Here is a 15,120-nt window from a genome sequence, read left to right as displayed (position 1 = left end):
TTTTAGAAAATAACCGTACACCTCTTTTTTTTGTTCTTCAACGTACAACAATCATCCTTGCATTTCTTTTGGAAACATTTTTGCCAATAAGACGATAACATTCTATTATAATTGGCGTGCCACCAATATGCTCTTTTTAAAATTCTCTATATTTTATTTTCTTCCTATCAGTTTTTAGTACTCTTAAAATTCGATCACACACTTCTTTTATGGTTCCAAGACCTGATATACGATAGTAACTTGGTGCTTGTACATCACCCGATTGTGCCCATGTCGAATAATACTGACTAAGTATACCAGTTTGTTGTTTATAGACAGACAAACGTTTTCGAATTGTCTTTTCACAATCGTCCGCTCGTCGTACCAAAGGTTCGTTTGTCATATCATCCCTACCAATTGTTTTTGGAGGATTGTATTTTTGATGGTAGGTACGTCCTGAAGCGGGATGCACCAATCTTCCTACCACACGTTCAATCACTTCTTCCTCTGGTACATCGATATCGATCACTCCATCAACATTGATTTTCTGTATGCGTAACGACTCCGCCTGTGCTTTGGTACGGGGAAACCCATCTAATAGATAACCTCTGCGACAACTGGGTAAATTTACGAGTTTCCTTACCAACATTACTACAATTTCATCCGATACCAGTTTTCCTTCTTCTACTTCTTTTTTTATTTTAAGACCAAGATCGTTCCGTATTCCAACAGCAGCTCGTAGTACATCTCCTATAGAAATTCTGGCTATACCCAATTGACTAGAGAGCAATTCCGACTGAGTTCCCTTTCCCGACCCAGGAAATCCTAACAGAACAATTCGCATATACTACGACTCGAAATATGACCCAAAAATTGACAGAGAACCGAGTACTCTCGCAACAAAAAAGAACAATGATTCTCACAAAATAAAGATTAATTCTTCTATTCGTATAAGTAAAGAGAACTGCTTTCTTTAAAATCAGGAAAACAATCTGATTCCCAACATACTCATAGAATATTAATCTGATCGATAACCAATCGCTTTTAATATTAAATACTTTTTCACATCTTAATTTTTGTGATGCTAATCATACTAGCGAGTATTTGTACTATACTCAAATAAATATAAATTCGGCCATTGTTTGGTATTGATTTATTTTTCGATTACCGTGTTTCTCAAAGCAAAGAAATCAAGATTTTGTATTTTTGTGAATTTTTGACACTGCGATTCTTGCGTCTTACTGGTATTTTTCATAGAATGCTGCTTTGTACAACTAAAGTACAGGGTATTGAAGTGGTAGTGGTTCGTCTCGCCCGTAGGGGTAGGAAAAAAAATCCGTTTTTTCACATTGTGGTGACTGACAATCGTATGCCTCGTGATGGTCGGATTATTGAACAGTTGGGTTATTACAACCCCGTAGCAAGAAAAAATGATGTACAGTTTCAAGTCAAGAAGGACCGCGCCGATTATTGGATACGACAAGGTGCTGTAGTATCCTTTCGAGTTAGATATCTCATTAGACAATTTGAGAAATCATTAAAAAAATCTCAAATTTGATTTATATATTTATATAAATGTATATTTGTATAATATAAATGTATATTTGTATAAATGATCTTTGTTTCCGATCGGTCAAAAAAATGGGGCAGTTTTTCGAAGCAATCAACCTTAAAATATTGTTCTTGTTTTCGTTTTTAAATTGCAAATTGGGGGAACGAAGTTGGATGAGGAAAGAAAGATAGATTTTAACAGAAAGAGAAAAAAAAGATTGGCCGTTGGTGTTATCACTCTTTTTCCTAGAATGTTTGAAGCACTTGAGTATGGAATAGTTGGACGAGCTCTCAAACTTGGTTTTTTGTCGTTGCGTTTTTGGAATCCACGAGAACACGCTACAGATATCCACCGCAGGGTAGACGACCGACCTTATGGTGGTGGTCCGGGAATGGTTATGAAATTTGAGCCTTTGGCTTCCGCTATAAAATTGGCTAAATCGACGTTGGGTGGAAATGCTACAGTTGTTCATCTCTCTCCGCAAGGGACATTGTTGACTCAAGAAATTATAAAGAAACAAGCGCAAGATTCCAAACCTATGATCCTTCTATCAAGTCGTTATGAAGGAATTGACGAACGTTTGCTTGAAGCTGAAGTGGATGAAGAATGGTCAATTGGAAATTATGTTGTCAGTGGTGGAGAATTGCCGGCTATGGTTCTAATTGATGCTTTAACTCGTATACTTCCAGGAGTTTTAAAAAATACAAATTCTGTATTACAAGACTCGTTTACTTCTGGATTGTTAGGTTTCCCTCAATATACACGACCAGAAACAACAGCAGATCGTCAAGTTCCCAGAATATTGCTCAGTGGCAACCACGCGGAAATCCATCGTTGGCGACTTAAAAAAGCACTAGGTAAAACTTGGAGGCGACATCAAGATCTTGTGGAGAAGCGCTCTCTAAGTAAGGATGAACAAAAATTACTTGACGAATTTATTAAAGAATCTAAACAAGAATCTAAAAATCTAAAAAAAAGGAATATTAAAGGATGAAAAAAATTATCCAAATTTTGGAACAAGAACAAATGCAGGATAAGGACATACCTCTTTTTCGTTCTGGAGATAATGTTGTAGTGCACATCAGAATAAAAGAAAGCGATCGAGAACGACTGCAAGCTTTCGAAGGAATAGTAATCGCTCGCCGTAATCGTGGACTCAATTCGTCTTTTACTGTACGGAAAATTTCCCACGGAGAGGGTGTCGAACGCGTTTTTCAATTGTACAGTCCATTGATCGCTTCTATTAGTGTAAAACGTCGAGGAAATGTGCGACGTGCAAAACTGTATTATCTACGAAATTTGCAAGGCCGAAAAGCGCGCGTTAAGGAAAAAATATAAATTTGGTGATAGATTTGGTGAATGAATAAAAATTTTGTAGATGATTTCTAGCATGTCATTTACTGTTGTTCCGCAGTACCTGAAGATTAAAGGGCGTTATAGTTCGTCATGTGTGTGTATACTATCCCGTTAGATTTTTTTTCGGCTATAGTTGTTTGTGGTGCCAACTCCGAGATTTTTTTGCAAAGTCAACTTACTTGCGACGTAAGAAAGGTTACAAAAAATCAGGGGTCGTTCGGTGCGTGCTGCGATTACAAGGGAAGAATAGTTTCGAATTTTTATGTTGCATATCAAGCAGGAGAAAATTATTATCTTTTCCTCCCGAAGTCGATGGTTTTTTGCGCTATTGATCATTTGGAAAAGTATTCCATTCTTTCCAAAGTAGAATTATCGACTGTCAATGATTTAACAACATGCGCTCAACTTCCAAATAGTGTCGAAACGGTCGCAGTTGAGGAAAATTTTTGGAGATCTTGGAACGTCGAAATTGGTTTGGTGTGGATTTATCCACAAACCAGAACTAAATTGATCCCACAAATGATAAATTTGCAACGATGGGGGGAAGCGCTGAGTTTTACTAAAGGATGTTATATTGGTCAAGAAATTATTGCTCGTACCCATTACCTAGGAAAATTAAAACGTCGCCTTTATCGTGCTAGTGTCATCTGCCACAGTTTACCAGAACCTGGAGCTAAATTGAGAAATCAAAACAGTCAGAATGTGGGAATTATCGTTGAAGCAGCTTCAAAAAAAAATAAAGAACATAAACTACTGGCCGTTTTACAAGACACTGCCATCGAAAACGATATTCTTTTCGATCACTCTGTACTGGAAACTATTTCCGTTGTATAGAAAACCACCATTCAATATCCCAATTTTACCCCCTTTTGTGGGAAGTGCGTAAAAGCGGAAATAAAATTACGTCTCGAACAGACGGTCTATCGGTAAAGAGCATTACTAAACGATCGATACCAATGCCTTCACCTCCAGTAGGAGGCAAACCATATTCCAACGCTGTAATGTAGTCTTCATCAAAATCCATTGCTTCCAAATCTCCTGAATTTCGAGATTTTAGTTGTTCGCAAAAACGATCTGCTTGGTCTTCTGGATCGTTCAATTCGGAAAATCCGTTCGCAATCTCTCGACCTCCGACATAGAATTCAAAACGATCCGTAACGAAACTGTTGGTCTCACTGCTTCGGGCTAATGGTGACACTTCTTTAGGAAAGTGAGTAATGAAAATAGGTTGTTGCAATTTTCCTTCGACAAGTTTCTTGAATAGTTCCATTTGAATTTTTCCTAAGCCATAATGCTTTGGGATAGCGATTTCATGTTGTCCGGATAATGCGACGGCTTCATGAACATCATCAATTTGAGCACTCTTTATAGTGGGATTAAATTTCAGGATCGCCTCACGCAAAGACAAATGAAAGAAGGGTTTACTCAAATCAATTTCGATATTTTGATAGACTATTTGCAGTCGACCAAAAATTTTCTTAGCCAAATATCTCATAATTTCTTCAGTAAGCAGCATCATCTCTTTGTATGTTGTATAAGCTTGATAAAATTCCAACATAGTAAATTCTGGATTGTGTTGACTCGAAATGCCTTCATTACGAAAGTTGCGATTTATCTCATAAACATTTTCGAAACCGCCAACGACTAGACGTTTTAAATACATTTCAGGAGCAATACGCAAATACAGATCCATATTCATTGCGTTGTGATGTGTTTCAAAAGGGCGCGCCGCTGCACCTCCCAATACAGGGTGCATCATCGGGGTTTCGACTTCCATAAATCCACGACTGTCTAAAAAACTACGAATTTGTGTTACAATATACGAGCGCATTTGGAATAAACGGCGAGACGACTCGTTGACGATCAAATCAAGATAACGTCGCCGAACGCGGTGTTCTTGGTCTTGAAGTCCGTGAAATTTATCGGGTAATGGACGCAACGATTTGGTCAATAATCGAATTTTTTTAGCTCTGACAGATAATTCTCCGGTTTTTGTTTTGAAAAGCTCTCCTTCAACTCCAACAATGTCCCCAAGATCCCAATTTCTAAACTCAGAGAAATCGTCGTTAGGTACACTATGTTGAGTGATATAAATCTGAATGCGTCCTGTCATATCTTGAATATGAGCAAAACCGGATTTTCCCATGAGACGACGAGTCATCATACGTCCTGCCATTTTAACAGAGACAATTTCTCGTTCCAAATCCTCTTTCGTACATTGGTCGTATGTGGTATGTATATGAGACGCTAAACTGTCTCTTCTGAAATCATTAGGATAAGCTAAACCTGTTTTTCGTAGTCTATCAAGCTTCAGTTGGCGTTTTAGAATTTGTTCGTTCATTGTTCTTTCATTTGGTATTAGCATGATGCCATCTTAAATAATCTTCTCGAATAAAACAGATACATACAAATCTCCATCCGGGTTCAGAAATATATGTCATAAAATCTTTCTAAAACTGTATATACTATTTTTTCTTCTTTAGATACGACTCAATGAACGGATCAATATTTCCGTCCAAAACTGCTTGAGCATTACCGATCTCCATTCCTGTTCTCAAATCCCTCACCCGAGATGTATCTAAAACATAAGAACGAATTTGACTTCCCCAAGTAATTTCTGACTTAGAAGATTCAAGAGCAGATTTTTCTTCATTTTTTTTCATCATTTTCAACTTATAGAGCTTAGCTTGCAGCTGTTTCATTGCTTGAGATTTATTTTTGTGTTGTGACCGATCACTCTGGCACTGAACAACAATACCGGTGGGTATATGCGTAATTCGAACGGCTGAATCTGTTCGATTCACATGTTGACCCCCGGCCCCGCTAGCGCGATAAGTATCAATTCGTAACGAAGCAGGACTAATTTTAACATCGGTATCTTCTTCTATTTCTTCTGGAGAAACGAATACAGAAGCAAAAGAAGTATGCCTACGATTTCCGGAATCAAAAGGCGACTTACGAACCAACCGGTGAATACCTGTTTCAGTACGCAACCATCCATAAGAATATTCTCCTTCAAATTTTACTGTAGCGCTTTTAATTCCTGCTATCTCTCCTGGAGAAATTTCCAACACAGTAGCAACAAATTCGTGTTTAGCCCCCCAACGCAAATACATACGAAGAAGCATTTCTGCCCAATCTTGGGCTTCTGTTCCACCAGAACCTGATTGAATATCAAGATAAGCGTTTTGTAGATCGGTTTTCTTAGGGAACATTTGTTGCAACAACATCTTCTTAATTTTGTTCTTAAGGCGTTCGATTTCATGGTGCAATTCTTTACGCAAACTTTCGTCGTCTTCTTCTTTAAGAAGAAAAACTAACGAAGCCGCATCACTAATTTCTTGTTCGAGATTGTCATATTGTTGCACAAGAGATTCCAATTTCGAATGTTTTTGATTTAATAACTGAGCTTTTTTAGGATCGTTCCAAAGATTTGGATCTTCTAATTCGCGCCGAATTTCCGATAATTGTGTTTTCTTACAATTAAAGTCAAAGACACCTCCTCAAATCTCGACTATGAATTTTAAGATCATCAAGTTTCTCAATCAATGCCCTCATTTCCAACATAATTGATCCCTCTAGTTTAGTTGTCTATAGAAAATAAAATAGCGTTTTAAACAACACTGATTCAAAAATTCGCCCTGATAAAAACTCCACTTAAGACCTTCTGAGTGAGTATAAGTATATCTATAAACAACAAAGATTTCACCCTACCAATCCAAAACTTTCTATGCCAAAAAATGTCAAAAACAAGTTAGAATGATTTTATTTATTACTCCAAAGATGCAGATATCGATGTAGCTTTAAGTTGAAGTGTCGACTACGTTTTCGGATTCTACCTTAATAAGGGTGTATTCCAATATTGTAAGAACTTCTAGATAAACCATCCACACAGCAAACAACGAGAATAGATTGCATTAAAAATCACCTTGCTTTTTCTTTCTTTTACGTTTACCTTCTCCGTCCTATGCGTATAGATTTCTTTGTAGTTCGGTCCGTTCTTGTGGTTATCTCTGTTGTTTTACCTCTTCCTTTTTTTCTCCTTGTCTTGTGTGAACTTCTATGAATACCAACGATTTTCAGTGTATGAAAGAAAATAACAAAAAGATCAGTATGGTGACTTGTTACGATTATTGGTCTGCTTGTATTATCGCAAAAAGTCAAGTCGATTGCGTCCTAGTAGGTGATAGTCTCGCTATGGTTATGTATGGTTATTCAACTACTATTCCAACAACTGTAGATATGGTAGCACAACACATTCGAGCGGTAGCAATGGGTATTCCTAATAAGTTTATTGTTGGAGATATGCCTTTTTGTTCTTATCGGAAAAACCTGTCCTTTAGTATGGAATCTGCCGAAAAACTCATGCGATCGGGAGCTAATGCCATCAAATTAGAAGGCGCTGACGGAAATTTAGAACTAATTCGCCACATCGTAAAATCAGGTATTCCTGTTATGGGACATCTTGGATTAACACCGCAATCTGTACATACTATTGGTGGTTTTAAGGTTCAAGGAAAAGATCCAGAAACAGCTGATGAATTAAAACAGGATTCCAAATCTCTGGAAGATGCGGGGTGTTTTGCTCTTGTATTGGAATGTATACCGCATCTTCTAGCCAAGGAAGTAACGTATTCTATCGCTATTCCTACTATTGGTATTGGAGCGGGGCCCTACACTTCTGGACAAATTCTCGTACTTCAAGATCTTTTGGGCATGAACACCTTTAGACCCAAGTTTTTGAAAAAATTTCTGAACGGTTTCGAACTCGTCCAAAAAGCATTGGACGATTTTGATCAAGAAGTAAAAGCTTCAAATTTCCCAGATATCAAAAAACACTGCTATTGAAGTATATGCCAAAAGTAGTTGATACAATTTCCAATTGGTTGTTAATCAGAGAAACTTTAAAGAAAGAGATTTCCCTAGGATTCGTGCCTACGATGGGTAGTTTACATGTTGGACACGAAAGTTTGTTACGAAAATCAAATCAAGAAAACAAGTGCACCATTTTGAGTTTATTTGTTAACCCAACTCAATTCGATGACCACGATGATTTTAAAAATTATCCCCGATCGATAGATAAAGATATCGATGTAGCTTCAAGTTGTAATGTCGACTACATTTTCACACCTTCTTACAACGAAATCTATCCTGATGGTTTTTCTTATAAAATTGTCCATACCACTCCACAATATCAGGAAGAACTGTTTCGTATAGGCCATTTCGAGGGAGTTTTGACAATTGTAATGAAATTATTACTTCTAATAAAACCCACTCGCAGTTATTTTGGAGCAAAAGACTATCAACAATTGCAGCTTATAAAAGGATTAGTAAAGTCCTTTTTTCTAGACACTACAATTGTAGAGTGCGAAACTGTTCGTGACGAATTTGGTTTGCCTCTAAGTTCTCGGAATAGTCGTTTGTCGAAAGAACAGATGCAATTAGCAAGACGTTTTTCCAAAATTTTTCATTCTCCTTTTTCTTGTGATCAAATCAAAGAAGCCCTAATCCAAGAAGGAATAGATATTGATTACATTGAAGACCACAAAGAACGCCGATTCGCAGCGGTTCGCATCGGTGGCATCCGATTGATCGACAATATTCCACTCTAGATTCTTTCTCTTCTTAGCCTATCCCTTACTCCTTATATTAGTTTTCTTTTTCCAAAAAAACGGGAAATCCTTCTATATATTTCTCTTAACCTTCCATTTTCTTGTAAAGACATTGTTTTGATACTTAAAACAACATTTGAAAACAACAAGGATGCAAAAAGGACAACGGAAAAACAAGTGGGCCGTATAGGATTTGAACCTATGACCAACGGATTAAAAGTCCGTTGCTCTACCAACTGAGCTAACGGCCCGGAACAACAAAATCAAAAGATAATAGTCACTTTTGAAAAAATAACAAGCACTTGAGATCTTTTTGTCCTTCTGTATCAACGATAACTATCAATAAAAGCGCTCTCCTAAGATTAGCGGGAGGAATCCTAAACAGCTTTCCCGTTTTTCGAGAACGCTGTATTCCTTAACCCATACGACAGAGAAATACCGCAACCGTAAAAAAAGAATAACAATTACGATTTGTTCCAAATTGTCCCCAATCTACTGAGGTATTCAAGGCCTAAGGCGATTCACTGCTACAGTGTACTGTTATAAACTTAGCCAAGAAAAGATCTCAACGGGGACAAAAAATAACCAACAAGAAACTACTAGATACTTTGTACTCATTGGGATCTGTTACAACACAAAAATACCTACCCGTTAAGGAAGAATAAATATTCCTATTAGGCAAAACGGCGTTCCTCTCCATCTCCAAAGACATTATTGACACAACGTTCACACAAGGCAGAGTGCCCCGTAATTTGACCTACACTTATACAATGCTGCCAGCAACGAGCGCATTTTTTAAATAAAGAAACACGAATTTCTAAAGATAATCCGGAAATACTTGTATCAACAGCTGTTTTCGGTTTTTCTCCGATAGGAAAGATCTTTACTGCGGAAGTAATAAATACAAAACGTAATTCCCCTCCAAATTTTTCTAGAGTCGAGAATACATTTTTTTCTGCGTATAAAAAAATTTCTGCAGACAATGCAGATCCGCCGATCTTACTTTGATTACGGCTATTTTCCAGTTCTTTGTTGATTTCGGCACGAATCCGTAATAGTGTTTCCCATTCTTGGTTTTCTTGTTCACACAATGCAATTTCCGGAAAACCCGAAAACCATTGAGACAAAAATACGGACGCTTCTCGATCTCCCGGAATGAATTGCCACATTTCATCCATAGTAAAACTAATAATAGGAGCACTCCAGCGTACAAACGCTTCTGTAATATAGTACAGCGCTGTTTGCGCCGAACGACGAGGCAATCCTGTTTTTTTAGCAGTATACAGCCGATCTTTTAACACTTCCAAATAAAAACTTCCCATTTTCACTGTACAAAAATTATGAATTGTCTGATAAATTACAGAAAATCGATATTGGTCATAAGCAGATATGATTTCTTTTTGGAAACTCTGAGTTGTAACAATAGCCCATCGATCCAATGAAACCAATCGATCCGCATCCACAATGTCTCTTTCGGGATTAAAATCATACAAATTCGATAGAAAAAATCGCGCGGTATTTCGAATCTTTCGATAAGTGTCGGAAATTCGTGACAGAATCTCATTGGATACACCAACTTCTGCGAAACAATCCACAGAGGAAACCCACAATCGCAGTACATCAGCCCCCAATCTTTTTATCACATCAGCAGGCGAAATAGTATTTCCCAAAGATTTAGACATCTTTCGTCCTTGGTTATCAACTACAAAACCACACGTTAATACAGATTTATAAGGCGATTGACTTTGAATTGCTAAAGAAGTTAATAAAGATGATTGAAACCAACCCCGATGCTGGTCCGATCCTTCCAGATAAAGTTCAGCAGGTACATGCAGTTCCGATCGTTCCGACAAAACACCAAAATGGGTTATTCCAGAATCGTACCATACATCCAATACATCCATTACCTTTTCATAATTCTCGTCTTCATTTCCCAATAGTGTTTTTTTTTCCAAAACAAACCAAGCATCAATACTATTTTTTTCGATTAATTGCGCTACTCTCTCCATCAAATTAGGAGTGTTTGGATGCGGATTTCCTGTTTTTTTATTCACAAACAACGGAATCGGAATGCCCCACAGTCGTTGTCGTGAAATACACCAATCCGGACGATCAGAAATCATTTTCCCAATACGTTTCTGTCCCCATCTGGGAATCCAGTTTACTTTTAAAATTTCCGCCAATGCCCGATTACGTAATCCTTTTTTGTCCATACCGATAAACCATTGCGGTGTTGCACGAAAGATCAACGGAATTTTATGACGCCAACAATGAGGATAATTGTGTTGAATCGTTTTGGCGTGTAGTAGACACCTACTATTCGACAACAGAATCATAATGAGTTCATTGGATTTATGAAAAGATTGACCAGAAAATAAAGTTCCTTTGATAAAATAACCTCGTTCGTCAATAAGATTATTAATCGGTAAGTCATATTTTTTTGCAACTAAATAATCCTCTAACCCATGCGCGGGTGCCATATGAACACTTCCGGTTCCTACTGTGCTAGTAATGTGTTGCCCTAAAACAACTGGAACATTTAGGTTAAGAAACGGATGTTGTAATTGTAAACCTTCCAGCTCCTCGCCTTTTAAACTTCCGTATATCACATAATCACTAATGTGATAGCGCCGCATGACACTATCAATTAAGTCTCTAGTTAGGATCCAGTAAATATATTGATCGTACAATTTTCCCTTTACTAAAGTGTAAAGCAAATTGGGATGAACACCAACCGCTTCATTGGCTGGTAATGTCCAAGGTGTCGTTGTCCAGATTGGTACTATTACACGCAACTCCTCACCGATTCGAAATCGACGGATTGCCTCTTTACAATCAACTGCATCAAAAGCTACATCAAGAGAAAGCGAATATTTATTTCGATATTCTACTTCTGCTTCAGCCAATGCTGAAACACAAGCCGTGCACCAATACACCGGTTTTTGTCCTCGAATCAAGTGTCCGTTAGATATAGTTTTAGCTAACGCACGAACAGTATTGGCTTCGTAACGAAAATCCATAGTCAAATAGGGATTCTTCCAGTCTCCAATCACTCCCAGTCGTTTGAAATCTTTTTTTTGCAGTTCTATTTGTGAGGTTGCGTAGTTACGGCAAGCCTGGCGAAACTCGCTTGCGGATAGGTTTTTCTTTCCTAAAGCTTTTTCAACATTAATTTCGATCGGCAATCCATAACAATCCCAACCAGGTATGAACGGTGAATCGAATCCGCTTAGTGTTTTTGATTTTACGATAATGTCTTTAAGTGTTTTGTTAAAAGCAGTTCCTAAATGGGCACGACCATTAGCATAAGGAGGTCCGTCATGCAAAACAAATTTTGGGCGTCCATTTCGTATTTCTCGGATTTGTTGGTAGAGATCCAATGCTTCCCAGCGGGCTAATATTTTCTGCTCTCGATGAGGCAGATTAGCGCGCATAGGAAAACCGGTTCGTGGAAGATTTAAAGTATTTTTATAACACAACATACTCAACTACGCTCTTTTGATTACTCTTCTTGTTAGGAAAAATCAATGCCGAAAAAGAGATTATATCAAAACAACTTATTGCAAATACAACCCACCATCTCTCCATAATTGAAAAAACACGATTTTACAACCCAGACAAATTTATAACAATTAACCCACATTCTCTTTTAAAGAATCTCTACTATCAATACAGCATAAACTTTTATTTGTCCTGTCGAAATCGAAATTAATGTTGAAAAAATATTTTGCTTCTGATACGTCTTGACGTATCTGCTTCACTAAAGCGTCTGTCGACGAAAAACATTCTTCAGGTCGCAATCTATGCAAAAACTCAACCCGAAGATAGTGTCCATAAATGTTACAAGAAAGATTAAAGAGATATGTTTCCAGTAGAATTCGGGTGCCTCCAAAAGTAGGACGCATCCCTAAACTAGCTACACCTTGGAAGGCTTCATTTTCTAAATACGCTCGAATTACAAAAATACCAGTTAGTGGCACTTTGTTTCTGTGTAAATCGATATTGGCTGTTGGAAAACCTAATGAACGTCCACGTTTTTCACCCGAAATAACTTTACCACAAATCCAGTAGGGACGACCCAATAGGCTTTGTGCTAAATCTAAGTTTCCCATTTCTAACGCACGACGGATTCTTGTGCTACTAATTCTTTGATTTTTGTGCAAAACCGATGTCATTTCTACAGTTTTGAAACTGTAACGCTCTCCCATTTTTTGAAGCAACTGATAATTACCTACACGTTTAGCGCCAAACCGATAATCGTCTCCTACAACAATAGCTCGTACTTTTAGTCGATCCACCAAAATTTCTTTGACAAAATTTTCCGGGGGTAGGTTTGCCAGTACTTGATCAAAACGAAGACACAAAAGAAAGTCAATTTTCCATGATTGCAATACTGCGTATTTTTCACGGAAACGCATCAATCTTGAACACACTTGATGATTTTTTGAAAAAAACTCTTTGGGTTGAGGCTCAAAAACAATCACTGTTGTAGGCAAACCGAATTCCTGCCCCAAAGATCCTAATGATTTGAGCAAAGACTGGTGTCCTAAATGCATACCATCAAAATTTCCTAATGTAGCGACACAACTATTATCCAAATCCTTTTTTAGAGGATATCTACCGCATATTAATCTTATCATATGCATCGATTGTAGTTGGAAGACGAAAATCGGAAATTCTCAGTCCCGTAATCCACAAAATTGCTAAATAAGTAATAATTCCTAAAAAAATAACGACCAATAAATGACAAATCCGTTCTTTCATAGTCCAAATTAACCATTTCTCAACATTTCCTGAAAACTGAAAAATAACCAAACCCATTGCAACATTAGCTATTAGTAACTGCAGAATCAATTTTGGCCACTTCGAATCCAATTTGTAAATTGAACGTCTCAATAAAGAGAATAGAAGCAGTCCCGTATTGCAAGCAGCAGCTAAAGAAGTAGACAAAGCAAGCCCTGCGTGCGCCAGAGGATGAACGAGCAGCGCATTCAAAATAAGATTAACTGCCATCGCCACTGCTGCAGTTTTTACTGGAGTTTTCACATCTTGACGAGAATAAAAAGCAGACGCTAAAATTTTAACGAACATGAACCACGGTAAACCTATTGAAAATGCCCATAAGCTCTTTTGAGTCATAAAAACATCTTGTGTCGTAAAAACTCCGTGAAAAATCAGCGTTGCCAACAAAGGACCTGATAAAGCAAATAAAGCTACGGAAACAGGAATACCAACTGATGCTGCCACTCTCAAAGCCCAATCAAGTACAGAAGAATAAGAGTCAACGGATTTTAAACTGTAGCACCAAGACAAATTTGGCAATACTACAGTTGCCAATGCAACTCCAACAACTCCAAGGGGAAAATACACTAACCGATCGGAATAGTACAACCACGAAATACTACCAGATCTTAAAAAAGAAGCGAAAAAATTATCAATCACTAAACCTATCTGTGCTACAGAAACGCCGAATAATGTTGGCACCATTGACTTCAGAACTCGAATTATCCCAGGATTACGCCATTGCCATTTAGGGATAGGAGAGAAACCCAAACGGAACAAAAAAGGAAGTTGAGTTATCAGTTGCAAAAATCCACCAATCAAGACACTCCAAGCTAAAGCGTAAATGGGAGTTGAAGCATAGGGTATCCAAAACCATACCGTTGCAATCATGGAAATATTTAAAAGTACTGGAGAAAAAGCCGATGAAGCGTATCGATCAAAAACATTTAATACAGCTCCTGTGAGAGCAGTTAAAGAAATCAATAACAAATAAGGAGAGGTAATACGTAACATATAGACGACACAACGCAGTTGAGTGGGATCACGAGAAAATCCGGGCGCAAATACCACAGTTGTCCAGGGAGCGGAAATTTCGATAAATATAACAACAAGTAGAACAATCGTGCCTAGACTTCCAATAATTGCTCTGACAAATCGGTACGTCTCTTTTTGAAAAGAGTTTGCCTGATATTCTGACAATATAGGCACAAAAGCTTGAATAAAAGCTCCTTCACCAAACAATCGACGCATAAAATTAGGAATTTTGAAAGCGACTACAAAAGCGTCAAAATAAGGGCCAGCACCAAAATCTGTAGCAAGCATAACGTCCCGTACAAATCCTAACAAACGCGAAACAAACGTCATACCGGAGACAGTCAATGTAGATCTAAACAATCTGTGTCGACTCATATAAGATTTTACTTTCTCATTATTACTTGCGAAAAAGATGGATATTATCGCAGGTCTGTTTTATTGACAAACCTTGTATTGAACAGTATATTCTTTCCCCTACAAAAATTAGGAGTTTTGTATGGCCAGCTCTCTACAAGCAAAAAAACGCGCGCGACAAAGTCAAAAAAGAAGACTACACAACGCAAGTCGCCGTTCCTCTGTACGTACTCTCATAAAAAGGACATTAACGAATATCCGAGAAAAAGATTGTTCGACCGCACAAATTTCCTTTCGAGAAACCGTTCGATTACTTGATCAATTTTCTAGAAAGCGTCTTGTGCATCCAAACAAAGCAAATCGTTTGAAGAGTCGTTTAAACCGAGATATAGCTGACTTAATCAAAATAGTCGGACCTTGATATCGTCATTTCGAATTTTGAGTAGGGGT

General features: G+C 37.7%; 13 protein-coding genes and 1 tRNA gene. 7 read left to right on the top strand and 7 right to left on the bottom strand.

The genetic code is table 11. The features are described 5' to 3' along the window. Positions 1–136: 136 nt before the first annotated feature. The gene (adk, locus tag EGQ50_RS01890; protein WP_159748056.1) at positions 137–823 is read right to left on the bottom strand and encodes an adenylate kinase; all 687 of its coding nucleotides are present in this window, start codon (positions 821–823) and stop codon (positions 137–139) included. Between the two features lie 414 nt (positions 824–1,237). On the opposite strand from adk, the gene rpsP reads away from it, so the two are divergent. The 4 genes from rpsP (at position 1,238) to ygfZ (ending at position 3,721) form a co-directional block, all read left to right on the top strand. Further along, positions 1,238–1,537, top strand: coding sequence for a 30S ribosomal protein S16 (gene rpsP, locus EGQ50_RS01885; protein ID WP_369692070.1), 300 nt, complete (start codon positions 1,238–1,240; stop codon positions 1,535–1,537). A gap of 211 nt (positions 1,538–1,748) precedes the next feature. Then, entirely contained in the window at positions 1,749–2,525 is a 777-nt protein-coding gene (trmD, locus tag EGQ50_RS01880) for a tRNA (guanosine(37)-N1)-methyltransferase TrmD (RefSeq protein ID WP_179958509.1), read from the top strand. Further along, positions 2,522–2,869 carry a 50S ribosomal protein L19 gene (gene rplS / locus EGQ50_RS01875; RefSeq protein ID WP_159748054.1) on the top strand — a complete coding sequence of 116 codons (348 nt, stop codon included), beginning with the start codon at positions 2,522–2,524 and terminating at the stop codon, positions 2,867–2,869. Before trmD ends, rplS begins: the two co-directional genes overlap by 4 nt. 330 nt (positions 2,870–3,199) lie before the next feature. After that, positions 3,200–3,721: a CAF17-like 4Fe-4S cluster assembly/insertion protein YgfZ gene (gene ygfZ / locus EGQ50_RS01870; RefSeq protein ID WP_246168925.1), complete on the top strand. Its 522-nt coding sequence runs from the start codon at positions 3,200–3,202 to the stop codon at positions 3,719–3,721. 25 nt (positions 3,722–3,746) lie between these two features. Here the strand turns inward: ygfZ and lysS are convergent, their stop codons facing one another. Beyond that, positions 3,747–5,252, bottom strand: coding sequence for a lysine--tRNA ligase (gene lysS / locus EGQ50_RS01865; RefSeq protein ID WP_159748050.1), 1,506 nt, complete (start codon positions 5,250–5,252; stop codon positions 3,747–3,749). A 100-nt stretch (positions 5,253–5,352) separates the two neighbouring features. Next, positions 5,353–6,454 (bottom strand): peptide chain release factor 2 gene (gene prfB, locus EGQ50_RS01860; protein ID WP_159748048.1). Its coding sequence is split into 2 segments (ribosomal slippage): positions 5,353–6,387 and positions 6,389–6,454, totalling 1,101 coding nucleotides; the frame shifts between segments, so codons are not numbered across the junction. Positions 6,455–6,949: 495 nt separating this feature from the next. On the opposite strand from prfB, the gene panB reads away from it, so the two are divergent. Both panB and panC read left to right on the top strand, forming a co-directional pair. Then, positions 6,950–7,735, top strand: a complete 786-nt coding sequence (gene panB / locus EGQ50_RS01855) for a 3-methyl-2-oxobutanoate hydroxymethyltransferase (protein ID WP_159748046.1) — start codon at positions 6,950–6,952, stop codon at positions 7,733–7,735. Between the two features lie 5 nt (positions 7,736–7,740). Continuing rightward, complete coding sequence (gene panC / locus EGQ50_RS01850) at positions 7,741–8,499, top strand: pantoate--beta-alanine ligase (protein ID WP_159748044.1); 759 nt, start codon at positions 7,741–7,743, stop codon at positions 8,497–8,499. 178 nt (positions 8,500–8,677) lie between these two features. On the opposite strand, the gene EGQ50_RS01845 is transcribed toward panC, so the two are convergent. From EGQ50_RS01845 to murJ, 4 genes are all read right to left on the bottom strand, one after another. Then, positions 8,678–8,750: transfer RNA gene (locus EGQ50_RS01845), tRNA-Lys, on the bottom strand. Positions 8,751–9,173: 423 nt separating this feature from the next. Then, entirely contained in the window at positions 9,174–11,981 is a 2,808-nt protein-coding gene (gene ileS / locus EGQ50_RS01840; protein ID WP_159748042.1) for an isoleucine--tRNA ligase, read from the bottom strand. Positions 11,982–12,131: 150 nt separating this feature from the next. Further along, a complete protein-coding gene (ribF, locus tag EGQ50_RS01835; RefSeq protein WP_246168924.1) occupies positions 12,132–13,139 on the bottom strand; it encodes a bifunctional riboflavin kinase/FAD synthetase in 1,008 nt (335 codons plus the stop codon). After that, on the bottom strand, positions 13,117–14,691 hold the full coding sequence (murJ, locus tag EGQ50_RS01830) for a murein biosynthesis integral membrane protein MurJ (RefSeq protein ID WP_159748038.1): 1,575 nt from the start codon (positions 14,689–14,691) through the stop codon (positions 13,117–13,119). Before murJ ends, ribF begins: the two co-directional genes overlap by 23 nt. A gap of 121 nt (positions 14,692–14,812) precedes the next feature. Here murJ and rpsT point away from each other — a divergent pair, with 121 nt between their 5' ends. Continuing rightward, positions 14,813–15,091 (top strand): 30S ribosomal protein S20, encoded by a 279-nt coding sequence (rpsT, locus tag EGQ50_RS01825; protein WP_159748036.1) that lies wholly within the window; start codon positions 14,813–14,815, stop codon positions 15,089–15,091. Positions 15,092–15,120 lie beyond the last annotated feature (29 nt).

The sequence above is a fragment of the Coxiella endosymbiont of Amblyomma sculptum genome (assembly GCF_009883795.1).
GTDB lineage: Bacteria > Pseudomonadota > Gammaproteobacteria > Coxiellales > Coxiellaceae > Coxiella.
This window is presented reverse-complemented; position numbering and strand designations above follow the sequence as displayed.

Excerpts from the sequence above, each read along its gene's own strand:
- adk (WP_159748056.1), bottom strand. The coding sequence starts at position 823 with ATGCGAATTGTTCTGTTAGGATTTCCTGGGTCGGGAAAGGGAACTCAG.
- rpsP (WP_369692070.1), top strand. The coding sequence starts at position 1,238 with ATGCTGCTTTGTACAACTAAAGTACAGGGTATTGAAGTGGTAGTGGTT.
- rplS (WP_159748054.1), top strand. The coding sequence starts at position 2,522 with ATGAAAAAAATTATCCAAATTTTGGAACAAGAACAAATGCAGGATAAG.
- ygfZ (WP_246168925.1), top strand. The coding sequence starts at position 3,200 with ATGGTTTTTTGCGCTATTGATCATTTGGAAAAGTATTCCATTCTTTCC.
- lysS (WP_159748050.1), bottom strand. The coding sequence starts at position 5,252 with ATGCTAATACCAAATGAAAGAACAATGAACGAACAAATTCTAAAACGC.
- panB (WP_159748046.1), top strand. The coding sequence starts at position 6,950 with ATGAATACCAACGATTTTCAGTGTATGAAAGAAAATAACAAAAAGATC.
- panC (WP_159748044.1), top strand. The coding sequence starts at position 7,741 with ATGCCAAAAGTAGTTGATACAATTTCCAATTGGTTGTTAATCAGAGAA.
- ileS (WP_159748042.1), bottom strand. The coding sequence starts at position 11,981 with ATGTTGTGTTATAAAAATACTTTAAATCTTCCACGAACCGGTTTTCCT.
- ribF (WP_246168924.1), bottom strand. The coding sequence starts at position 13,139 with ATGATAAGATTAATATGCGGTAGATATCCTCTAAAAAAGGATTTGGAT.
- murJ (WP_159748038.1), bottom strand. The coding sequence starts at position 14,691 with ATGAGTCGACACAGATTGTTTAGATCTACATTGACTGTCTCCGGTATG.
- rpsT (WP_159748036.1), top strand. The coding sequence starts at position 14,813 with ATGGCCAGCTCTCTACAAGCAAAAAAACGCGCGCGACAAAGTCAAAAA.